We start from the raw sequence: 23,311 nt of genomic DNA, 5'->3' as shown, positions 1-23,311 counted from the left end.
TTTTCATCAGTTTCAAGTTTATGACAGAAAATTGTTGGCCAGCCCAACTGTTTCATTAAAGGATGCGCAAACTCATAGAAAGTATCAGATAAAATAATCAGTTGGAAATGAGTGCTTACCCATTCTACAAATTCTTTGGCGCCTTCAAATGGCCCCATATCTGCAATCACTTCCTGAATATCATTCAGACCCAGGCCATGCTCTTTCAGAATATTCAGACGTTGTGTCATCAACACATCATAGTCAGGAATATCACGAGTCGTTGCTTCAAGCGCTTTAATGCCTGTTTTCTTTGCAAAATTAATCCAAATTTCAGGAACCAATACACCTTCAAGATCCAGACATACGACTTCCATGAATATTCCCCTCAGTTATCATCTAAAAAATTTTCCATATCATAGCTGAAGATTCATATTTTGCATTGTTCTTTTTTAAATCTATTTTTTTCATAAGTATTTATTTTTTAGTGATAAGACTACTAATTCTCTTCTATTAAAATACATGTGAAATTAATTAATATAGGCAGAGTCATTCCAAGCCTATATCGCCAGGATTCTCATGACCACTATTCCTACTATTGATATTGTGGATGCGCTTGCATCTGAATATGCCGATAAATCTCCAAGTGAAATTTTGGCACTTGCCCTGAATCAACCAGGTGAAATTGCTATTTCATTTTCTGGTGCAGAAGATGTTGTACTGATTGACATGGCTTCCCACCTCGGTAAACCTTTCCGTGTCTTTAGTCTGGATACAGGCCGCTTGCACGCTGAAACCTATCAATTTATCGAGCAAGTTCGAAAACATTATAATATTGATATTGAAATCTGTTTCCCTGAACGTGAAGCCATTGAAAATTTGACTACTCGTAAAGGAATGTTCAGTTTCTATCAAGATGGCCATCAGGAATGTTGTGGCATCCGCAAGGTGCAGCCATTACGTAAAAAACTTGCAACGCTTGATGGCTGGATTACCGGTCAGCGTAAAGACCAGAGCCCGGGTACACGGAATGAAATTCCGGTGGTTCAGGCAGATCCAGGTTTTTCAGGTCCCGGTAAACAGCTGATTAAATACAACCCACTTGCCAACTGGTCGAGTGCCGATGTATGGAGTTATATCCGCATGATGGAAATTCCATATAACCCACTGCATGAGAAAGGATTTATTTCTATTGGCTGTGAACCATGTACTCGTCCCGTTTTACCGAACCAGCATGAGCGTGAAGGTCGCTGGTGGTGGGAAGAAGCCACACATAAAGAATGCGGCTTACATGCAGGCAACCTGAAAAAGTAAAATTAAATCAGACTGTGTATATTTGTAAAAGGCTATCCTGAATCAGGATAGCCTTTTTAACTATGAATCTTACATTTGGTGACAAGATATCAAGTCTCCTCTTTTTACCATTCATCAGGAAAGATCCTGAGGATTATCAAAGAATTTATAAAATGTTATTGAATAGATTTATTTGCAAAAAAATGTGAAATTGAACTCAATACCATTCTTTTAATGATGCATAATTATTCAGTTATACTCCCACCAGACCTAAAAAACGTATTTTCAGAAGTAGCTTTAAAAACTAAAATTTTCACATTTCAAAAACTTAGGAAGGTATAAACCTCCATGTCAATTATTAATTTTTAACTTAACAGATTAAGATTAAGCAGTTCATTTCTACGTTAAAACAGCTATACTTTCTTTACTAAAGCAATAATTCTAACAAGGCTTTTCAGATAGAGAACAGCCATATAGAGTGCAGTGAGGCAATCCACGCTATGCGTCCATTACATCCAATTGATCTTATTTTTTTATCTTTAGAGAAACGGCAGCAACCTATGCATGTAGGTGGTCTTTTTTTATTTCAGATTCCCGATAATGCACCGGCAACTTTTATTCAGGAATTGGTGCGTGATATCCGTACTTCCAAATCTATTCCAATCCCACCTTTCAATAATTATTTAAATGGCTTGTTCTGGGACGAAGATCAACAGTTCGATCTGGATCATCATTTCCGGCATATTGCCCTGCCAAAACCGGGTCGCATCCGTGAATTACTCACCTATATTTCACAGGAACATAGTGCTCTGATTGACCGTGCCAAACCACTCTGGACCTGTCATATCATTGAAGGAATAGAAGGTAATCGTTTCGCGATGTACTTTAAAATTCACCATGCTATGGTCGATGGCATTGCAGGTATGCGTCTGGTCGAGAAATCACTGTCTCATGATCCACATGGAAAAAGTATTGTGCCACCATGGTGTGTAGAAGGACCACGTGCCAAGCGCCTGAAAGCACCAAAAGTTAGCCGCATTAAAGGCGTTTTATCTACGCTGAAAGGACAGCTGGAATCTACTCCGCGTGTCATCTATGAGCTGTCGCAAACTGTATTAAAAGACATGGGACGTAATCCTGATTATGTCTCCAGTTTCCAGGCCCCTTCATCCATTCTAAATCAACGTGTCAGTGCATCTCGCCGATTTGCTGCGCAATCCTTTGAATTTGAGCGTCTTCGTCGTATTTCTAAAGCCTTGGGTGTAACCATTAACGATATCGTGCTGGCAATCTGTTCTGGTGCCTTACGTGAATATTTAATCAGCCAAGATGCTCTACCAAAGAAACCGTTGATTGCCATGGTACCGGCTTCTGTACGTTCTGATGACTCTGATGTATCAAACCGTATTACCATGATTCTGGCGAATCTGGGTACACATAAGGAAGATCCTTTAGAACGCCTCAAGATCGTACGTCGTAGCGTACTGAATGCCAAAGAACGTTTTAAGCGTATGAATGCCAATCAGATTCTGAACTATAGTGCTTTTGTTTATGGCGCTGCAGGTTTAAATATTGCATCAGGTCTGATGCCAAAACGCCAGGCATTTAATCTGGTGATTTCCAATGTTCCAGGTCCACAAGAACCGCTGTACTGGAATGGAGCCCGTCTGGAAGCTCTCTACCCTGCCTCTATCGTGCTCGATGGTCAGGCACTCAATATCACCATGACCAGTTATTTAGACAAACTTGAAGTAGGTCTGACCGCCTGCCGTAATTCCTTGCCTAAAATGCAGAATCTGCTTACTCATCTTGAGGACGAAATCCAGCGTTTTGAACGGATTGTCGATGGTGGCAAAACCCCAAAGCTCGCAGCAGTAAGTTAGACTGCGATGAAGACTAAAACCAAGACTAAGTTTTTATGCAAAAATAAGTATGAACATTTTTGCCAATAATTTCATGCAATAATAAAGGGGCATATGGTGCCCCTTTATTTTTATTTGATTATTTTTTATTCAAATCATTCAAGCAATATTCAAATTTTAACTTTTCACAGTACGACATTGTTTTAATAGCTGATGGCAGACCGTACGAATCATAGATGAAGTAATCTGAACTTCATTGCCGCGTTCGTCCACAATGTATCCCGCGTGGACAGTTTTCGGTTCAAGCACGTGTTTTAGACCCTTATTAATAACTGCTTTACTTATACTCATGACACACCTCATTTTTTGCTAAGCCAAAATATTGGGAGATTGGCTTTGGCTACTGGATGTGTCTAGTATTCAGAATTCACCTGCGCTTGTAAAATTCCAGTTGTAACAAGGGTTTTACGATATTCTGTTACAATTTCAGCTGAGAATGATATCGTATTGCTCTTGCGTATATAAATTCTCAACTTGGAACTTAATCACGCGATCAATAAAGTGTTCCAGATCCGCCACAGCTGGGGCTTCTGCAGTCAGCAGTCGATCAATCACTGACGGATGTGCCACTACAGTAAATCCACTTTGTGATTGATAAGCGCGTGCGTAACGTAAAATTTCACGGAATATTTCGTAACACACTGATTCTGCTGTTTTGACATATCCACGTCCCTGACAGGTTAGACAGGATTCACATAACAGGTGTTCTAGAGATTCACGGGTACGTTTACGCGTCATCTCGACCAGACCCAGTTCAGATACCTGGGTAATCTTGGTTTTGGCATGATCACGTTCCAGCATTTTTTCAAACTGGTTCATTACCTCGTCACGATGCTGTGCTTCCTGCATGTCAATGAAATCAATAATAATGATCCCACCCAGATTACGCAGTCTCAACTGACGTGCAATCACCTCAGTTGCTTCCATATTGGTTTTGAAGACGGTATCTTCCAGTGAACGACCGCCGACATAGGAACCGGTATTGACATCAATGGTGGTCATAGCCTCAGTCTGATCAATCATCAGATAGCCACCAGATTTCAGTGCCACACGGGTTTGTAGAGCCTTCTGGATATCATCTTCAACATTATATAAGTCAAAAATCGGTCGCTCGCCTGGATAGTGCAGCAAACGATCATTCATGCTTGGCACAAATTCTTTAACAAACTCTTTCAGTTTGCCGTGGATTTCACGTGAATCGACATAGATTTTGGCAGTGTTTTCATTGGCCAGATCACGAATCACACGCTGTGGCAGCGGCAGTTCTTCAAAGATCAGTGATGGAACAGCAATGCTCTTCTGTTTGCGCTGAATGTAGTCCCAAAGCTTGGCCAGATAAGCCATGTCCTGGGCAATTTCAGCTTCATCAATGCCTTCTGCCGCAGTACGGACAATCACCGAACCGGGCAGTTTATGCTGGGCCTGAATCCGTTCAATAATCGAACGTAAACGATTACGTTCTTCTTCAGATTCAATTCGTTGCGATACGCCAATATGATTGCCATAAGGCATCAAAACCAGATAACGTGAAGGAATGGAGAGATCAGTTGAAAGACGTGCGCCTTTGGTTCCGAGCATGTCTTTCATCACCTGCACCGTCAGAATCTGACCTGGCTGCAGTAATTCAAATACATTCGGTGTCGGCTGCTGACGCGGCCAGACCATATCATTGATATGCAAAAAAGCAGTACGTGACAGACCAATATCGACAAAAGCAGCCTGCATCCCTGGCAGGACACGGACTACTTTGCCTTTATATACGTTCCCCACCAGACCGCGCTTCGCGGTACGCTCGATGAACAGTTCGTTCACCGTGCCGTTTTCGATTAACGCCACACGACATTCCATCGGTGTGAAGTTAATCAATAACTCGTCAGACATAACAACACTCAAAACATTATAAGAATTCTTTTTTCAGCAGTTAATTTAGTGCCTTAACCGTCTGTAGTAACTGTACCGTTTCATATAGGGGCAAACCGACTACATTAGAGTAGCTCCCCTGAATCGCGGGGATATAACGTGCTGCAATGCCTTGAATGGCATAACCGCCTGCCTTGCCTACCGGTTCACCAGTCGCCCAATAACTTTCCATATCAGGGGTGGTGAGTGATTGAAATTCAACCTGGGTCCGTACCACTATACTGTATTTTTCATTTTTTGTGCGTACGCAGACACCGCTAAATACATCATGTTTACGACCTGATATTTTAGCCCACATGGCAAAGGCATGCTGTTTGGATTCAGGCTTACCCAGAATCTCGTTATCAACCCCCAAACTGGTGTCCGCGGCAATAATAATTGCATCTGGATAATGCTCGGCCACGGCATCCGCTTTGACACGTGCCAAACGCTCAACATAAGCCGCAACTGACTCATTGGGCAATACGGATTCGTCAATATCAGGACTGTAAATCTCGAACTCCAGTCCCAACTGTTGCAGCAGTTCACGGCGTCGAGGTGAACTGGAGGCCAGAATCAGATGCGCCATTTTCTGAGCAGATAATATAGAACAGGCCATACCATAACGCTAGTCAGTATCGGTAGCCAGTGACGTGGAATCGAGAACTGCACGCCGCTAATGATTTGAGCAAAGAAGGTCAGCATCAGATGGGCAACGAGTGCCAATGTAGCAATAATCCAGAGATTGCTAAAAGTCAGGATGCGGCGCTCACGGGTCAGGAAGCGCGCCATAAAGGCAATAATAATAAAACTCAGCGCATTCAGACCTAAAGGTGCATCTAATAGCAGGTCTAACAAGATTCCGGTACTGAACGCAAACCAGATCCCACACCAGGTCGGCTGGCAGAGCACCCAGAACAGCATCACCATCAGCATAAACTGCGGACGCCAGCCAGAGAGCGAATAAGATAAAGGATAGACCACCAGAACCGAGGCCAAAATTACTGAAATAATAATCGGGAACAATGGATCCCGATGGGTTCTGGACTGCATTTTAGCGATCGACATGTGGCTGCTCCATCGCTAATGAATCAGAGAACAGTACCACCACATGATGACCACCAGCCAACTGTGCTGCCGGAATCACATCAATCTGGGCAAATTCACCTGAATTATGACGTTGTACTTTAGAGACGTTGCCAACCAGATAACCTGCCGGGAAATGCTGTCCCAAACCTGAGCTATAAACTTTTTCACCGACTTTGATGTTGGCACTGGTCGGTACATATTCCATTTTCAGACGCCCAAGATCACCCGTCCCCGAGACGATGGCACGCATGCCGGTGTGTTCCAGACGTACTGAAAGTGAATGTTCTTTATCTGAGAGCAGCATGACACGGCTACTATGCGGATAGACACTAATGATCTGTCCCATGATCCCCTTGTCATCCAGCACAGTCTGTCCTATCCGTAGGTGGCTGTTAGAACCCCGGTTAATCACGATGATATGACGCAGCGGATCGGCATCAGTACCAATCACTTCTGCAATTTCCATACGTCCATCAATAATTAAAGGCGTGTCCAGCAACCCGCGTAGACGGGTATTTTCAGCAGACAGTTCAGAAATTTTCTGTAAGCGTACCTGCGCCTGTAATAGCTCAGCCTGCATCGCGGTATTTTCACGACGCAGTTGTGCTTCAGACTTGGTTTGTTGATTCAGCCATTCTCGCGACAATACAGGATAGCTGGCCACGGCATATATCGGATTATATGCCGCATTCAGTACATCCCTTGCAGGTTGAACCAGATGAGGCATGCGCCAATCAAAGAAAAGCACCACCAGACAGGTCACCAACGCAATGATGAATGAGCGAAAAGATGGCGGTTGTCGAGAAAACAGATGTGTTTGCACCCGCCGTGTCCTGTTCTTAGCCTACGAATAACATGTCATGATTTGGGTTATCGAAGAATTCGAGAACCTTACCGCCACCACGTGTTACACATGACAGCGGATCTTCTGCAACCACGACAGGAAGACCAGTTTCTTTGGCAAGAAGCTTGTCCAGGTTACGTAGTAATGCACCACCACCCGTCAATACGATCCCGCGCTCAGCGATATCTGAAGACAGTTCAGGAGGGGTTTGTTCCAGTGCAGATTTCACAGCAGACACGATATATTGCAATGGGTCAGAAATTGCCTGAGTCACTTCATCAGAAGTCACCGTAATTGCACGCGGTACACCTTCAGCCAGATTACGACCACGAACTTCAATTTCCAGTGGTTTTGCACCTTCATCCGGAAGCGCCATACCGACTTCTTTTTTAATAATTTCAGCAGTTGTTTCACCAATTACGCAACCATGTGCCTTACGTACGTAGTTGATGATCTGTTCGTCAAATACATCACCGCCAATACGCAGCGAGTCTGCATATACACAGCCCTGTAATGAAATGACTGCAATCTCAGTTGTACCGCCGCCCACATCAACAACCATCGAACCACACGCCTGCTCAACCGGCATGCCTGCACCAATTGCAGCAGCCATCGGTTCTTCAATCAGACGTACTTCACGTGCACCCGCATTATAAACTGCTTCACGGATCGCACGGCGTTCAACCAGTGTCGATTTACATGGAACACACACCACTACACGTGGTGCAGGCGGGAATAAACGTTTTTCGTGAACCTTGCCGATAAACTGATTCAACATAGTTTCAGTGACTTCAAAGTCTGCAATCACGCCATCTTTCATCGGGCGGATTGCTGAAATATTTGCCGGGGTACGACCAAGCATTTGTTTCGCGTCAAGACCTACGGCAGCAACAATTTTTTGTGAACCACTATGACGGATTGCTACAACCGTCGGTTCATTTAATATAATGCCTCGTCCTGGCGCATAAATAAGTGTATTTGCAGTACCTAAATCAATGGCTAGATCTGGCGAAAACAAGCCTATTAGTCGTTTTAGAATCACGGGGACGTTCTCAATTAAACTTTATATGGACGCAAGGTGGCAACTTTAACTAAATGTGATGCTTTGGACAAGTCAATCGCTTATCATAACGCATGATAATTTGATTTTTTTTTAATACTGATTAGGTAATGTTATGTCTACATCGGATGCACAGCATTCTGCAGATTTAAATGCAGAAACAGTTTCAGCTATTGCGAACCTTGCACGATTATCTCTGAATGATACGCAATCTGCTGAATATGCTCAAAGTTTAAATAAAATTTTAGGCATGATGGAAACGCTGAAAGGTATCAATACTGACGGTGTTGAACCATTAAAAAGCCCTTTCGACCATCCTCAGCCATTACGTGAAGATGTAGTGAGTGAAAGTAATCACCGTGATGAATATCAGGCAGTTGCACCAGCGGTACAGGATGGCTTGTACTTGGTTCCTCGCGTAATTGAGTAATTACTATCCAGTTCAATCTTTTTATTAAATTAAACGTAAAGAATTATTTCTCATGACAGATTTACACCGCCTATCAATTCGTGAACTTACCGAAGGTTTGGCCAATGCTAAATTTTCATCACGCGAATTGACTGAACATTACTTAAAACGCATCGAAAAAGTGGATGCTCAAGTGAAGTCATACGTGACTGTGACTGCTGAGCAAGCACTGGCACAAGCCGATGCTGCTGACGCACTGCGTCGTGCTGGTAGCGCAAATGTGCTGACTGGTGTACCAATTGCACATAAAGACATCTTCTGTACCCAAGGCATTAAAACGACTGCTGGTTCTAAAATGCTGGACAATTTTATCTCTCCTTACGACGCAACCGTTGTAGCGAAAGGTAAAGCTGCGGGCCTGGTGACACTTGGTAAAGTGAACATGGACGAATTCGCCATGGGTTCAACTTCCGAATCATCTTACTTTGGCGCGACCAAAAACCCTTGGGCACTGGATCATGTTCCGGGTGGTTCTTCAGGCGGTTCTGCTGCGGTTGTAGCGGCTGATCTGGCACCATTTGCAACCGGTACTGATACTGGTGGTTCGATCCGTCAGCCAGCCTCTTTCTGTGGTCTGACTGGTCTGAAACCGACTTATGGCCGTGTATCGCGTTTCGGTATGATTGCCTATGCTTCATCACTGGACCAAGGTGGTCCAATGGCACGTTCTGCGGAAGACTGTGCTTACCTGATGAATGTGATGGCAGGCCACGATGCTAAAGACTCTACTTCAATGGAAAAAGAAGTGGATGATTATGTAGCAAACCTGAACGGCACATCTGTGAAAGGCCTACGTATTGGTATTCCAAAACAGTACTTCAATGTTGACGGTCTTGCCGCTGATGTAAAAGCACGCGTTGAAGAATCCTTAAAAAAACTGGAAGAAATGGGCGCTATTCTGGTTGAGATTGATCTCAACATGACGGAAGCCTACGTTCCAACGTATTACCTGATTGCACCTGCCGAAGCATCCTCAAACCTGTCTCGTTATGACGGTGTGCGTTATGGCTACCGTTGTGAAGAGCCTAAAGATCTTCTTGACCTGTATAAACGTTCCCGTTCAGAAGGTTTCGGTGCTGAAGTTCAGCGTCGTATCCTGATTGGTACCTATGCCCTGTCTGCTGGTTATTACGATGCTTATTATGTAAAAGCACAGAAAGTACGTCGTTTAATTCAACAAGACTTCCTAAAAGCTTTTGAATCTGTCGATGTCATCGCTGCCCCATCTGCGCCAACGACTGCCTATAAAATTGGTGCGGATTTAACGCCGGTTGAAATGTATCTGGGCGATATTTATACGCTTGCAGTGAACCTGGCAGGTCTTCCTGCGATTAACGCGCCTGTTGGTTTTGACCATAACAACTTGCCGGTTGGCTTACAGCTGATTGGTAACTACTGGTCAGAATCTCAACTGTTGTCTGTGATACACCAGTATCAACAAGCAACAGATTGGCATACAAAACGCGCTGCAATTGCTGAGGAGAATGCATAATGGCGAAGAACAACGCTAAACCTAAATCAAACCTGATTGATGGTTGGGAAGTCGTTATTGGTATCGAGATTCACACTCAGCTTGCGACTAAATCTAAAATCTTCTCAGGTTCATCGACTGAATTTGGTAATGATCCTAACACTCAGGCCAGCCTTGTAGATTTGGCGATGCCGGGCGTACTGCCAGTATTAAACAAAGAAGTAGTTGATCTTGCAATTCGCTTTGGTTTGGGGATTGATGCTTACATTGACCAAGCTTCTGTATTTGCACGTAAAAACTATTTCTACCCTGACTCACCTAAAGGCTACCAAATTAGCCAAATGGATAACCCGATTGTGGGTTTGGGTCATATCGATATCCAGCTTGAAGATGGCACAACCAAACGTATTGGCGTGACACGTGCACACCTTGAGGAAGATGCAGGTAAATCGATTCATGACCAGTTTGAAGGCATGTCAGGCATCGATTTAAACCGTGCAGGTACACCTTTACTTGAAATCGTATCTGAACCAGATATGCGTTCGGTTGAAGAAGCGGTTGCCTACATCAAAGCGATTCATACTTTAGTGCGTTGGTTAGGGATCTCTGACGGTAACATGGCAGAAGGTTCGTTCCGTGCCGACTGTAACGTGTCTTTACGTCGCCCAGGTCAACCGTTCGGCACACGCTGTGAATTGAAAAATCTGAACTCATTCCGTTTCATTGAGCAAGCCATCAATGTTGAAATTGAACGTCAAATGGAAATTCTGGAATGGGATGGTACGATTGACCAGGAAACCCGTCTGTTCGACCCAGTGAAGATGGAAACCCGTTCAATGCGTTCTAAAGAAGAAGCGAACGATTACCGCTACTTCCCTGATCCAGACTTGTTGCCTGTAGTCATTCCAAACGAACAAATCGAAGCGATTAAGGCGACCATGCCTGAGCTGCCTGCTGCACGCCGTGCGCGTTTCGTGGCTGACTTTGGTGTAACTGAATACGATGCGCACGTGCTTACACTGACACGTGAAATGTCAGAGTTCTACGAAGAGGTGGTGAAAGCTGCTGGTGGCGCTGCACAAGGTAAAATTGCGGCAAACTGGGTGATGGGTGAATTCTCTGGTGCGCTAAACAAAGCAGGCTTGGAATTGGTGGATTCTCCTGTATCTGCTGAGAAACTTGGCGGTATGATCGCACGTATTGTGGACAACACGATTAACGGTAAGATCGCGAAGCAAGTATTCGGCTTTATGTGGGACGAAGGTAAATCTGCGGACGAGATTATTGCGGAAAAAGGCTTGAAACAGGAAACTGATACAGGCGCAATTGAAGCGATTATTAAGGACGTGCTTGCTGCGAACGAGAAGATGGTTGAAGAATATAAATCTGGTAAAGAGAAAGCGTTCAACGGTCTGGTTGGTCAAGTAATGAAAGCAGCAAAAGGTAAAGCCAACCCTGCTCAAGTGAATGAATTGATGAAGAAATTGATTGGTTAATTTATTCGCTAATTAATTGATTTCATGTTATAAAAACCTCGCTTAATGCGGGGTTTTTTATGGCTTACTTTAATCTCTTACAATGTTATTCAGAATATGAAATAGATACTTTAGATAATGAACTAATTTCTATTACCTATAGCACAAGTCGTTTTGTGGAACACACTGATGAGGCAGTTCGTCAAAAATTTAAAGATTTAACTAATGAATCATTTTTAATCTTGCGCAATTTCCCTTGTATCATTTGTTTTGAAAACTTTAAAGATTTTATTGCAATAGCTGAATTACAAGATGTTAAATTAAATGAAAAAAACAAAACTATTACAGCGATTTTAAAGTTAATATCAGAAAAAGTTGAAATCAACCCATACATTGAGGAAACAAATAATTTTTTAAAAATTTGTAATTTAGATGAATTAGAAAAAGCATTAAATTTTGATGGTTGGGAAAAAACGCGAACACATTGGGCAATTAAAAATTCTAACTTATTTGAAAAATTAGCGCCTCTTGATATCTTTTCAAATTTAGAAGAGATAAAAGAAACTTTTCCAAATCAAAATATTGACCTACTAAATCCACCTCAAATTATTGGTCATATAAATACATCAATTGAAACTAGTTTTAGCATAGAAGCTGAAATTATCTATACTCCTCCATATATCAATAGTATTTCTACTTATATAGAAAAAATTAAAGATATAAATGAATTCATTATTAACAAAAAAGAAAATCGTGAAGTATTTTATAGAGGTCATGGAAAATTTTCGCACCAACTATTACCCTCACTTTTACGTGAAGATCCCAATGGCAAAGGAAAAGTCTATTTAGAAGGTGAACATTTGTTATTTCGTGAGTTACTCACAATGGAACCTAATTCCTTCAGTAATGACATCAGTGGTTTTGACATCCTTACACGAATGCAACATTATGGGATGCCAACTAGAATGCTCGATATATCTAGTAATCCATTGACTGCACTCTACTTTGCCTGTGAAAATTTAAAACATAATGAAGATGGTGAAGTTGTATTAATTTCTGTCAAAAAGAACGATATATGTTTTTATGACTCTGACAAAATTTCCTGCTTAACAAATTTAGCAAAACTCACTGCTAATCAAAAAGATCAATTATCCCAATATATTATTAATTGCCAAAAAAATGACCCAAACAAAGTTCTTTTAAATGATTCTGACCTTAATGAAAAAGTTTATGAACAATACTTACACTGTATATTAAATGAAAAACCCTACTTCAAACCTAAAGTTGAAATCAAAGATCTTAAAAACACTTTCTGTGTAAAAGGGCGTTTAAACCAAGAAAGGATTATTGCTCAATCAGGATCTTTTCTCATCTTTGGTTTAGATGCGGAAGCTATCCCTGAAAGTGGTAATGATGACTTCAATGTATATAGAATCAGAATAAATAAAGATGATAAAAAGCCAATATTAGATGAACTAGATTTACTCAATATCAATCAAAGAACGGTTTATCCAAGTATTGAAAACTCAGCCAAATATATCAAAAACAGATTAGAAAATTTCAAAATATGACCATCAAAAAAGTATCTTCTATCGTCAAACTCGAAGACTTAAGTCGTATCCAACTCTCCAAGTCCTTTTTTAAGTGTGACTAGCCCCCTCATCCCCCGCCTTCTCCCACTGGGAGAAGGAGCTTTCATTAACAATTAAATGCCGTCATGAATTTAATATTGGATATTCCCTCTCCTGAGCAAGTTTTAAAGCACTGCTTTAAAACGAAGTACAAGTAAGGGTTAGGGAGAGATATTTCTAAAAAAGAAGCACAAGCGAGGATTAGGTAAAGGATTAATATTTATGCTATAAAATCAAAAAAATCTAAGAAAAATAAAAATGACACCCGAACTTTTGCTCTTCCTTATCCAAATTGCCATTGGCATATTTGCACTGGTCATTACCATTTTGCTATTGATTCCAAAATGCCGTAAATGGCTATCTAGAATGCAGCCCGAACCTCGCAGAAAACAGCGAGGATCAGGATTACCCGATGGTATCGAGTTTATTTTCTATCCCATTTACGGGCTAATTAGAATTGTTATTGCCATATTCAAGTAAGTCTTACAGACACGTTAATTCCCTCTGATCGAACCCAACTTATTCCAAATATCTGGCGTTAAAAACGTGGTTACCAGCTTATTCAAATCTACATAACGCAATATACCTTTAAGCTGATTGTTGATTTCAGGATTCTTTAAAATTTCCTCACCTGTACTACGTCCGAGTCCCTGAAAACTATTCCCCACAGCCTCCAGACCTTCTGCCTGAATCACTGCTTTGGTCTGTGCTGAACATTGCTCCACTAAAATACGCTGCAATACCGTCGCCAGATTCTTATCCAGTGCTTCCTTTTGAGTCGCGGTCACATTGCTAAAAGCCTTTAAGTCAGGGTGTGCAGACAAGGCCACAAAGGTCCATTGCATCACCGTAGTTTTATCGGCAGTTGTAGTAGACCTCTCCAGACAATTACTGAGTTGATCGACCGTTGGGCCTGCATTTGCTATTTGCACTACTCCCAACAAGGCAGTTGCCATCAGCGCAGAACGAACGATTTGGGAAAATCTGTGGCTTACAAGGGAAACATAGCGAGACATAAGCAAACTCCGATGAACAGTTTGCCCTTTGTACCACAAAGCATAACAGTTCATCTGTTATTGCATTGCAAAATCAATCTGATTTTTAGCAAAGTACTTGGCGCGTTGATTACGCTAGGCATTCACCCAGTTTCAAAATAAAAATGCCACGTTTCTAAAGCGTGGCATTCTTATCGATTAAAGTCAGATTTTTTTAATTGAGCTGTTTCAACATATTCTTTGCACCCGCATGATTATATTGCGATGCCAGTCCGTTCAGGACGCGTTGAGCCTGTCCTTTGGCATTTGGAAAACGGCTGCTATACGTCGAAATACTGGTCAGACAACGCGCCACCAACATACCGGATTCAGTATAAACCCGCGTTCCTTCTGTGCCTTGCTGCTTGCCATAGTTATAAGCACGCTGGGCATTATTACAGGCATTATTCAGGTTTCTACCATTATTAATGTCACGCCGGGCAGTCACATACAGCTTCATTTGCTGCTGTTGTGGGGTTTCGTTCACGCTCGCACGTGGAGTGGCCACTGTCACCGGCTTAGGCTCTTTCTTCTCGACTTCGGCTTTGGCGAGTTCTTTGCGCTCAAGCTCTTTACGATCGTGGTCTTTCTGTTCTGCTGTTGGTTTTGCTGCTACAGACGTTTTGGCAGTAGCCGTTGCCTTCACCACATTGACCTGTTTCTTGGCTGTCTTCGCAGTGCTCGCAGCCGCCTGATAAAAATTATGTGCTTCAGCTGTTTTCATTAGTCGGGTCAGCAACCGAACGTTACGGGTCTTGCTATTATTTTCTGCCTGACGTTCCGCAACAGGTTCAATCGACACAATCCAGCTTTCCGCAAGATCACCCATCGTACATTTATAGGCACCGATTCCCTGTACAACACCTCGATTTGCAGCGAGACGTGTACGCTGGGCAGGATCATTCACCAGACCAAATTTGCTCTTATATAGCAGGGATAACTTACCCCCCTGTTCATGGCAATATTGCGTCATGACTGAACGTGGATACATGGCCTGAGTGGTATTATGGCGCTGTTGTTGATCCCATAGATAGACATAGTCTTTCGCCTTGCCATCTGGCTGATTGATGCCCCGTTTCACAATCAGTTCCTGGGGACTGTGAAAAGGATGTAATATATTTTTCTTTGCGCCTTGCATGCTATTACATGCTGCCAAGCTCATTGTTATTGTTATCAATAAAAATACTTTCAGTTTCACCGTAGATATCTCAACCCAAAGCATTCACATAAAATAATGCAAAACTGTGCAAACAACAAATACAAGCATCTGATTAATAGAATTATTTTCAAATTTAAAAATATCAAAAATGATAACTATGAGACATTTTAATGGTTATTTTTGAAATTATTTGCATTAACTTTCATGTGGTGCAGTATTATTTTTGAGATAAAACCTACTCAAGAAAAAAGACCAAAGAAGGAAGTACGTACTTCTTTGGTCACTCATCTGGCAGGCTGGATCGAGCTTTTATACTTGTATAGCAAACCACTCTCCACCATCCGCATTCAGTTTATGAGCATTAAAATACTTAATTTTCATCAACGTACATTTATTATTTTTATACGTCAGCGGGGTTGAAAATTAAGTACCAAACACGTTTGGCCCTTAGGATTCTAGTCAAGCGAATATTCACTGAATATCCCCAAATTGGGAGGTTTTACAAATATTTTGCCTATAATTGACCGTTCATCGGATACTCCGGCCAATCCTGAGTTGATATAAAAAAGACCCGCCATAAGGCTGGTCTTTTTAAAATACCAAACACTATTTTTTAATGAATATGAGATTCAAACGCTTTCAGACGCTTGTAGATCGACATTAACTCGATAATCTTTGGCCATGACAAAATCAGGTACTGGAATGATTCACGGACCTTATTAAATACATTCAGGATCTGCATCATCAGACCCAAAGTAATTGCTCCCGCTGCAATACTCGGAAACAGCACAAACAGGCCATAGATATTGTCGAGCTGCAAATACCAGATCCGTACCATATTGAAATAGGCATAGTGGAAATACAGGCGGAAATAATTCCAGCGCACCCGGCTAAACAGCTCTTTTAGTGTCAGTGGCTGGGCACGTTCGGCATGATCTTCCCCATATACCAGTTCTTTACGGTAAGCCGCTTCGACTTTCTGGTTATTAAACTCCAGTCCTGGCAGTTTCATACCAACGACCATTAATACCACTGTACCAAAGACCGCCCAGCCCAAGGATGCCCAGACCAGCGCGTGACTAATCTCACCCACAATCGGTAAGGTCTTGACGTGACTTGAAAGCTTGTACAGAACTGGCAAAAAAGCCATCAGCAACATAAACGATTCAATAAAGGAAACGCCAAGTTCTTCAGTGCTGCGAGCAAAGCGCATGGTATCTTCCTGAATACGCTGTGACGCCCCCTCAATATGCCGCAGCTTTTCCCAGTAAGCCGTATAGTAATCATTCATTGCTGTCCGCCAGCGGAACACATAATGACTGACAAAGAACATGTTAAATACTGCCAGGGTGACATAGATCATTGCGATATAGATAAAGACCAATGCGCCCTGATAGAGCAAAGTTACGTCCCCACCACCACTGGTCAGCATCTTTTGGATCTGGTCATAGAACGGACTGTACCATTCATTCAGCACAACATTGACCTGAACTCCAAACCAGATATTGAACAGGATAAAGGCCGACCCCCACACCGACCAGCGCTGCCAGGGATGACGCGCTACCACATACCAGAACCCTGCAAAAAGCGCAGTTGCAGTCAGGAACCAGAGATAGAACCACAGGAATTTCTGTGACCAGAAACGGCTGATATCAATCGCCATCGTCGCTTCATGGTAGCCTTCGCTAAAACCCACATAACTGCCCCAGCTTGAACCTCCACTATGCCAGATCGCGAGGTTGATAAAGAACCACACCACCACGCTGAGAAAAAACCAGACGGGTTTTGGAAAGAAAGACTTAAACATGTCCTTTGCATGCTCCTTATTTTTAGTAGACCTCAGGTCAATCAATCATGATGAAATCTGCAGCAGTGTAAAGCAGTTCACAACAGGTTTTTCAACCTGATCAAAAAAATATCTGCCTGAAAACTGCTTATTTTTATCAATCTATTTATAAGCATGAATCATTATGTATGTAGTGAACTGAATACTTATGTGACGAATCCTGTGATCCATCCTTTGTTGGTTTTAACATCAGTTAACAAGCCTGTACAGAACAGATACGATATATGGTTATTTTCCATCCTACACTACAGCGATATGCACTATTGAAAGGGATCATTCCAATTTTTCATTTTGCAAAAACTATTAAATAACAAAGAAAAATTATGCTATCCTTGAATGAATAGTAAACATAATAACCGCGGGAAGTTAACTCATGGAAAGCTCTGTAATTGAACTACTGAAGCCAATCACCTTGGAAAAAGAAAACTGCACGCCAATTATTTATGAAGAAGGTACAGTGCTGAAAGTAGTTATGCAAACACCAACCAGTCTATTGGTCACTACAGACAACCAGTTTAACTTTACTGTTGCACTAAAAGATGAAAATACAATCTGGAGAGAATTGTAATTCTGCTGATTCAAAGTTTGGTCTGGGTTGTTGTATGTTTTACTTCTTCTCCTGAATACAGATCAACACCTGCCTGACAGTATTATTATTTTAATCCTAAAGCTGAAAACAGATAAAAAAACCTCCCATCACATCGGGAGGTTTTTTTATTGTCTTAAGAAAAATGTAGAATCTTGAGACCTACTACACAATCAATATGCCAGCTTTAGCAGGAAGCGGAAAAAGCCTGCAATGAGAGCCATTGTGACAAAGCCTGCAAGCCATAACACAATAAACCAACCTGCCCGATTCAGTTTCATCCTGTTTCCTCCACAAGCCTAATGATAGCCATCATCACCTACCCGTACCTTATCCCGGAACACCCAATAAGACAGACCGGTATAAAACAGGATAATTGGGATGAGGATCAATGCACCAATCAAGGAAAACAGCTGACTGCTTTGCGGTGCGGCGGCTTCCCAAAGGGTAACACTTGGCGGAATGATATAAGGCCAAAGGCTAATGAGAAAACCGGTATAAGCCAGGATCACCAGCGCCAAGGTATAGATAAACGGTGCAAATTCCTGACGGCGTTTACAAGCACGCAGCGCCATAAATGTAAATAATACAACCAGTATCGGCACCGGACTGAAATAGAAAATCTGTGGTTGACTAAACCAGCGCTCGGCAATCTGTTGATGTGCCAGTGGCGTATACAGACTAACTGCTCCAAAGACCAGTAATAACACAATGATAAGTTTTGGCATCAGCTGGAACATCTTGTCCTGTAACTCGTGGTCGGTTTTAAAGATCAGCCAGCCACAACCTAGGGTTGCATACAGGATTACCACACCTACTCCGGTAAACAGCGAAAATGGAGTCAACCAGTCCAGTCCACCACCGCTATAAATGCCATTCGTGGTTTTAATGCCCTGAATATAAGCGCCAAGAATTACGCCTTGCAAGAAAGAGGTCAGAAGCGAACCGCCAATAAAAGCGATGTCCCACCAGTGCCTGCCACGATGTGCCTTAAAGCGAAATTCAAAAGCAACTCCTCGGAAAATCAGTGAGATGACCATCAGGATAATCGGCATATATAGCGCGGACAGCACGGTTGAATAGACCAGTGGAAAGGCTGCAAACAGACCTGCTCCACCGAGTACCATCCAGGTTTCATTACCATCCCAAACCGGTGCCACGGTATTCATCATCACATCGCGTTCATGCTGATCCTTAAAGAAGGGAAACAGAATGCCTATACCCAGGTCAAAGCCATCCAGTACCACATACATCAATACACCGAGCGCGATGATCGCAATCCAGATCAATGACAGGTCAATCATTTGTTATTCTCCTGATCACGTTGAGCACGGTCGTCCTCTTCATTTTGCTCAAAGGTACTCATTGGACGTTTAGATGCACGGATGACTTCACCCTCAGTATGCGGACGGGCATGGATAAATTCTGGTCCCTTATGCATCATTTTCAGCATGTAATAGATACCAACACCAAATACGACACAATAGACCACTACAAAGATAATCAGAGTAAGTCCGACCTGTTCAGCTGATACAGGTGAGAGTGCATCACGAGTGCGCATGACCCCATAGACCACCCATGGCTGACGGCCCACTTCCGTAGTAAACCAACCTGCCAGTAAAGCAATAAATCCGGAAGGTCCCATGAAAAAGGCGAATCGGTGCAACCAGCGGGCTTCATAGAAACCACCCGTTTTACGCAGGATCAGACCCGCCAGCGCCATCAAAAGCATCAGCATCCCTAGACCGACCATGATGCGGAAGCTCCAGAACACTACCAGCGAGTTTGGGCGGTCTTCAGGCGCAAAATCCTTTAGACCCTGCACTTCACCGTCCATACTATGGGTCAGAATCAGGCTGCCCAAGTTTGGTATGCCGATAGCATATTTGGTTTCTTCGGCTTCCATATCCGGAATACCAAACAGATAAAGCGGCATGCCTTCACCACGGTTAGTTTCCCAGTGTCCTTCAATCGCAGCAATCTTGGCTGGCTGATATTCACGGGTATTTAAACCATGAAAATCTCCCACAATTACCTGTAGGGGTGCCAGCACCAGAATCATCCACATCGCCATGGAAAAAGACTTTTTGACCAGTGCATCGCGGCGACCTTTAAGTAGATGCCAAGCAGCTGTAGCCGCTACCAGCAGTGCCGAAACCAGAAAGGCAGCGATTCCCATATGTACTAGACGGTACGGAAAAGACGGGTTAAACACGATAGCGAACCAGTCCTGCGGCATGATGATGCCATTTTCAATAATAAAACCCTGCGGGGTCTGCATCCAGCTGTTGGAGGACAGAATCCAGAACATGGAAATACAGGTACCGAGGGCAACCATTACCGTAGCAAAAAAATGGGTTTTCGGACCGACCCGATCCCAGCCAAAGAGCATGATACCGAGGAAACCGGCTTCCAGGAAAAAAGCCGTTAAGACTTCATAAGCCAGTAGCGGTCCAGTGACACTTCCAGCCACCCTGGAAAATTCACTCCAGTTGGTGCCGAACTGATAACTCATGACCACACCAGAGACCACCCCCATACCGAAGGCTAATGCAAAAATTTTGATCCAGAATTTAAACAGATCCCGGTAAACTGGATCCTGGGTTTTCAGCCAGCGCCATTCCAGGACGGCCAGAAAGCTGGCCAAACCGATGGAAATCGCAGGGAAAATAATATGAAAGGAGACAGTAAAGGCAAATTGAATACGTGCCAGTTCCAGCGCAGTTAAACCTAAATCCATGTCATCACCTTATTGTAGAAGTTGTTGGTGAGAGAACTTCAGCTTAAACAGCTGAAATGGCTTCATTATTTTGTAGTTTAGGCCGTATACGATTTTCACAATGTTGCAAATCTGTAGGACTTTAATATCTGCATTCTGCCCTTTTTCCAAGCTAAGCGGCTTCGCTCCGCCATGGGTCAGCCATGCGAAATTTGTGATATTCATGTTATTTCACTCTTTAAAACGTTTTAGATAGCGGCAAGGTCATGCCTTACCGGACTTGGCGTATTAAAGCGTGACAGGAGGTGCCCTGCCTTGCGGTAGCAAATACAGCCGTTGCAGGGAAAAATAGACATGTCGGTAAGCCGATTTATAGAAACTCAGCTTGACCTGAATCCGGTCAATGACCTCATCAATACCAAAATTAAACGGCAGCACAATGTCACCATATACGGTACAGTACTGGCATTGATGGTTATGTTCATTATGGTCATGATGATGGCCAGATTCGGCCCCCAGATGGTCAATCAACGCATGATAGCTTGCATGTACATGCTGATGCTGCTTCGGTGAGAGAAGATTATGTGTAATAGAGAGACAGACCGGGGCAATATGGTATTGCTCCGGTAATAGCGGCTGTAAATATACAGCAAACTGTAATAGCAGCGTTGCACATGCCAACAGTAATCCACTACGTTTCAGCAAAACATTCTCTCGAATTGACCGAAGTAAAGAAATATTGAGGCTGAGCTTAGATCAAAATCCAAGCATTATACTCAACTTTAATATTATAACCTTATAATATATATATTTATTATGAAAGCCTTATTTTCATTCTTAATTTTTATAGATTTTTGAATATAAGAAATTAATTTTCATGTTCCAGAGCTTATTCATCTCAGGAAAAGCACAACCGCATACTTTGAACAGGAATGCGCCGAGCCACAAAAATAATATCTAAATTGAGAATCTCATCTTGTTACAGTAGCAGGATCAGACAGAGAGCTACGCTTCAACTTAAAATACTTTCCGGCAGAAAAAGGTTTAGCTGAATGACCACCCTGTCCGAATCAGGCAGGCTTTTGTTGCAGTACGCTATAAATTTCACATTCTCGACAGCCCAAGTCCGGTCAACAGAAACTGTTCCGGATGAATTTTCTTTATTGCATAGCACCATACTACCAGGCTAAAACAGAGATTCAGATTTCCTGAAATATCGGAATATCCAGCCACTGTGCATTTGGAAAATCCTTTTGCAAACATTGCTGCAGATACTGAATAGTATCCTGTGCAATGACTTCAGCCTGGGCATCATCGGCATGGTTAAATGCCAGCGCATACAGCTCAATCTTACGCTGTTTGAGCAGTTCCAGACTGAGCAGAGTGTGATTGATACTGCCAAGACGACCTGAGGTCACCAGAATGACAGGAAGCTGCTGTGCGGCAATATAGTCTACGGTGAGCAGGTCTTCTGTCAGTGGTACCATCAGGCCACCTGCTCCTTCCAGCAGAACACGGTCAAACTGTGCGGCCAGTTGCTGTGTGGCCTGTTCAATTTTTTGAAAATCTACTGGACGCTGGTCCAAACGTGCTGCCAGATGGGGCGATGCCGGATAGCTATAAATTTCCGGCATAGTCAGCTTTTGCTGATCTTCTGGCAGCAAGCCGCAGCCCATGATCTTGCGATGCTGTTCGATATCTTCAGACAGATCAGTGTTGCCAGTCTGGATCAACTTCTGGGTAATAGTACGGATGCCCTGCACATTCCAGATTTTGGCCAGAAAACCGGTGGCATAGGTCTTGCCAATACCGGTATCTATACCGCTGACAAAATAGATGTTTGCGTTCATGGGTGCTTCCGTGCAATGAGATAAATCGGGTGATAGGTCAAAGGATACTTCTGGCTATCTGGTAGCTGGAATTGTTGATATCGCTCATAAAAAAGCTGTAAGGAAGATTTGCTCCAGCGGAAACCATCTGCCGTTGCCTGTACGCCGGTGGCCTTGATATGTTTCAGTACCTCGCGAGGATGTTCAAACTCCAGAATCAGTCGCTGTTCCTCTTGCATCAAGACCTCATAACCACAAGATTCCAGCAGTTCAACCATGTGTAGAAGGGATCTATATTCCAGCCCCTGTCCAGTCAATGCCTTAATTTCTGTTAAATTGTCCTGTGCATAGCTGGCGAAGCAGAACCAGCCAGACGGATTTAAAGCCTGATGAATTTTCCCAAATAAAGCGTCCAGATGCTGCACCCATTGCAAGGCAGAACAGGACACCACTAGATTCAGCGATTGTGGCAGTGGCAAAGTTTCGATATTGCCAATTCCCCAGTAAATCCGGCCATCTTCCTCAAAATGCTGTTTAACTTCTGGATAAAGGTCATTTAAAAATAACTGGTCGAAACTGTAATGCTGCATCAGCTGGCGGGTAAACAGACCTGAACCACAGCCAATTTCCAAGATACGCTGTAAATTTACCGGAATATGCGCTTGCATATACTGGACCAGTTGCATTGCTACCCGACGCTGGGCAATAGCATGCTGTTCATAGCTGGACTGTGCCTGAGCAAAGCGCTGCGCGACCTGATCAGTTTTCATCGTGGCAACTCCTGCAGAGCATCCTGCAACTGTTGCAGCTGTACCGGACTGACCTGCTGATGTAAACAGATTCGCAATCTGGAAGTGTTTTTAGGTACAGTCGGTGGACGTACTGGCAGGACATAAAAACCCTTTTGCTGTAAATATTCTGCTGCAGCGACGGTTTTGGCTGCATCGCCAATAATTACCGGTACAATTTGAGAGCTGGATGGACAAGCATAACCCAAGGCCTGAAT

At 43.0% G+C, this 23,311-nt stretch carries 24 protein-coding genes; 7 read left to right on the top strand and 17 right to left on the bottom strand.

The features are described 5' to 3' along the window. Window positions 1–356, bottom strand: a 356-nt coding sequence (thrH, locus tag B3D47_RS02940; RefSeq protein WP_286859844.1) for a bifunctional phosphoserine phosphatase/homoserine phosphotransferase ThrH, incomplete at its 3' end; no start/stop codon positions are given. Window positions 357–558: 202 nt separating this feature from the next. On the opposite strand from thrH, the gene B3D47_RS02935 reads away from it, so the two are divergent. Together B3D47_RS02935 and B3D47_RS02930 are read left to right on the top strand one after the other, a co-directional pair. Beyond that, window positions 559–1,293, top strand: coding sequence for a phosphoadenylyl-sulfate reductase (locus B3D47_RS02935; RefSeq protein ID WP_048881385.1), 735 nt, complete (start codon window positions 559–561; stop codon window positions 1,291–1,293). A gap of 479 nt (window positions 1,294–1,772) precedes the next feature. Next, window positions 1,773–3,155, top strand: a complete 1,383-nt coding sequence (locus B3D47_RS02930; protein WP_048881384.1) for a WS/DGAT/MGAT family O-acyltransferase — start codon at window positions 1,773–1,775, stop codon at window positions 3,153–3,155. 156 nt (window positions 3,156–3,311) lie between these two features. Here the strand turns inward: B3D47_RS02930 and B3D47_RS02925 are convergent, their stop codons facing one another. The 6 genes from B3D47_RS02925 to B3D47_RS02900 form a co-directional block, all read right to left on the bottom strand. Beyond that, window positions 3,312–3,485, bottom strand: coding sequence for a PA1571 family protein (locus B3D47_RS02925; protein WP_004810972.1), 174 nt, complete (start codon window positions 3,483–3,485; stop codon window positions 3,312–3,314). A 135-nt stretch (window positions 3,486–3,620) separates the two neighbouring features. Next, window positions 3,621–5,075: a ribonuclease G gene (gene rng, locus B3D47_RS02920; RefSeq protein ID WP_048881383.1), complete on the bottom strand. Its 1,455-nt coding sequence runs from the start codon at window positions 5,073–5,075 to the stop codon at window positions 3,621–3,623. Between the two features lie 40 nt (window positions 5,076–5,115). Next, the gene (locus tag B3D47_RS02915; protein WP_004810978.1) at window positions 5,116–5,682 is read right to left on the bottom strand and encodes a Maf-like protein; all 567 of its coding nucleotides are present in this window, start codon (window positions 5,680–5,682) and stop codon (window positions 5,116–5,118) included. Continuing rightward, window positions 5,670–6,161 (bottom strand): rod shape-determining protein MreD, encoded by a 492-nt coding sequence (gene mreD / locus B3D47_RS02910; protein ID WP_048881382.1) that lies wholly within the window; start codon window positions 6,159–6,161, stop codon window positions 5,670–5,672. The genes B3D47_RS02915 and mreD overlap by 13 nt, the downstream gene beginning before the upstream one ends. Then, a complete protein-coding gene (gene mreC / locus B3D47_RS02905) occupies window positions 6,148–7,005 on the bottom strand; it encodes a rod shape-determining protein MreC (protein WP_048881381.1) in 858 nt (285 codons plus the stop codon). The genes mreD and mreC overlap by 14 nt, the downstream gene beginning before the upstream one ends. A 16-nt stretch (window positions 7,006–7,021) precedes the next feature. After that, on the bottom strand, window positions 7,022–8,068 hold the full coding sequence (locus tag B3D47_RS02900; protein WP_048881380.1) for a rod shape-determining protein: 1,047 nt from the start codon (window positions 8,066–8,068) through the stop codon (window positions 7,022–7,024). Window positions 8,069–8,201: 133 nt separating this feature from the next. Between B3D47_RS02900 and gatC the strand changes: the two genes are divergently transcribed. Genes gatC through B3D47_RS02880 form a run of 4 tightly spaced genes read left to right on the top strand, consistent with a single transcriptional unit; the run spans window position 8,202 to window position 13,072 of the window. Then, a complete protein-coding gene (gene gatC, locus B3D47_RS02895; protein ID WP_005221175.1) occupies window positions 8,202–8,516 on the top strand; it encodes an Asp-tRNA(Asn)/Glu-tRNA(Gln) amidotransferase subunit GatC in 315 nt (104 codons plus the stop codon). Window positions 8,517–8,568: 52 nt separating this feature from the next. Beyond that, window positions 8,569–10,047, top strand: coding sequence for an Asp-tRNA(Asn)/Glu-tRNA(Gln) amidotransferase subunit GatA (gene gatA, locus B3D47_RS02890; RefSeq protein WP_048881379.1), 1,479 nt, complete (start codon window positions 8,569–8,571; stop codon window positions 10,045–10,047). After that, window positions 10,047–11,522: an Asp-tRNA(Asn)/Glu-tRNA(Gln) amidotransferase subunit GatB gene (gene gatB, locus B3D47_RS02885; RefSeq protein WP_008305658.1), complete on the top strand. Its 1,476-nt coding sequence runs from the start codon at window positions 10,047–10,049 to the stop codon at window positions 11,520–11,522. The genes gatA and gatB overlap by 1 nt, the downstream gene beginning before the upstream one ends. A 59-nt stretch (window positions 11,523–11,581) precedes the next feature. Then, complete coding sequence (locus tag B3D47_RS02880; RefSeq protein ID WP_008305659.1) at window positions 11,582–13,072, top strand: FRG domain-containing protein; 1,491 nt, start codon at window positions 11,582–11,584, stop codon at window positions 13,070–13,072. Window positions 13,073–13,626: 554 nt separating this feature from the next. Here B3D47_RS02880 and B3D47_RS02875 read toward each other — a convergent pair. The 3 genes from B3D47_RS02875 to sbmA form a co-directional block, all read right to left on the bottom strand. Continuing rightward, entirely contained in the window at window positions 13,627–14,088 is a 462-nt protein-coding gene (locus B3D47_RS02875) for a hypothetical protein (RefSeq protein WP_167456620.1), read from the bottom strand. A gap of 253 nt (window positions 14,089–14,341) precedes the next feature. Next, window positions 14,342–15,328, bottom strand: a complete 987-nt coding sequence (locus B3D47_RS02870; RefSeq protein WP_008305665.1) for a hypothetical protein — start codon at window positions 15,326–15,328, stop codon at window positions 14,342–14,344. A 610-nt stretch (window positions 15,329–15,938) separates the two neighbouring features. After that, entirely contained in the window at window positions 15,939–17,132 is a 1,194-nt protein-coding gene (sbmA, locus tag B3D47_RS02865; protein ID WP_004810997.1) for a peptide antibiotic transporter SbmA, read from the bottom strand. Between the two features lie 412 nt (window positions 17,133–17,544). Here sbmA and B3D47_RS02860 point away from each other — a divergent pair, with 412 nt between their 5' ends. Then, entirely contained in the window at window positions 17,545–17,739 is a 195-nt protein-coding gene (locus B3D47_RS02860; RefSeq protein ID WP_004810999.1) for a hypothetical protein, read from the top strand. Between the two features lie 191 nt (window positions 17,740–17,930). Here the strand turns inward: B3D47_RS02860 and B3D47_RS02855 are convergent, their stop codons facing one another. The 7 genes from B3D47_RS02855 to B3D47_RS02825 all read right to left on the bottom strand — a co-directional run. Beyond that, window positions 17,931–18,038, bottom strand: a complete 108-nt coding sequence (locus B3D47_RS02855; RefSeq protein WP_017401650.1) for a hypothetical protein — start codon at window positions 18,036–18,038, stop codon at window positions 17,931–17,933. A gap of 18 nt (window positions 18,039–18,056) precedes the next feature. Beyond that, window positions 18,057–19,061, bottom strand: coding sequence for a cytochrome d ubiquinol oxidase subunit II (gene cydB, locus B3D47_RS02850; protein ID WP_004811002.1), 1,005 nt, complete (start codon window positions 19,059–19,061; stop codon window positions 18,057–18,059). After that, the gene (locus B3D47_RS02845; RefSeq protein ID WP_253169756.1) at window positions 19,058–20,497 is read right to left on the bottom strand and encodes a cytochrome ubiquinol oxidase subunit I; all 1,440 of its coding nucleotides are present in this window, start codon (window positions 20,495–20,497) and stop codon (window positions 19,058–19,060) included. The genes cydB and B3D47_RS02845 overlap by 4 nt, the downstream gene beginning before the upstream one ends. Window positions 20,498–20,764: 267 nt before the next feature. Next, window positions 20,765–21,181, bottom strand: a complete 417-nt coding sequence (locus tag B3D47_RS02840; RefSeq protein ID WP_004811008.1) for a hypothetical protein — start codon at window positions 21,179–21,181, stop codon at window positions 20,765–20,767. A gap of 494 nt (window positions 21,182–21,675) precedes the next feature. After that, complete coding sequence (gene bioD, locus B3D47_RS02835) at window positions 21,676–22,326, bottom strand: dethiobiotin synthase (RefSeq protein ID WP_286859837.1); 651 nt, start codon at window positions 22,324–22,326, stop codon at window positions 21,676–21,678. Beyond that, a complete protein-coding gene (gene bioC / locus B3D47_RS02830; RefSeq protein WP_286859836.1) occupies window positions 22,323–23,075 on the bottom strand; it encodes a malonyl-ACP O-methyltransferase BioC in 753 nt (250 codons plus the stop codon). The genes bioD and bioC overlap by 4 nt, the downstream gene beginning before the upstream one ends. Then, window positions 23,072–23,311: aminotransferase class I/II-fold pyridoxal phosphate-dependent enzyme (locus B3D47_RS02825; RefSeq protein WP_286859835.1), on the bottom strand; the 240-nt coding region annotated here is incomplete at its 5' end. The genes B3D47_RS02825 and bioC, both read right to left, overlap by 4 nt.

This window comes from Acinetobacter sp. UBA3461, from assembly GCF_002381195.1.
Taxonomy (GTDB): domain Bacteria; phylum Pseudomonadota; class Gammaproteobacteria; order Pseudomonadales; family Moraxellaceae; genus Acinetobacter; species Acinetobacter schindleri.
The sequence above is the reverse complement of the archived record's forward strand: the minus strand, read 5'-3'. Positions and strand labels throughout refer to the sequence as shown.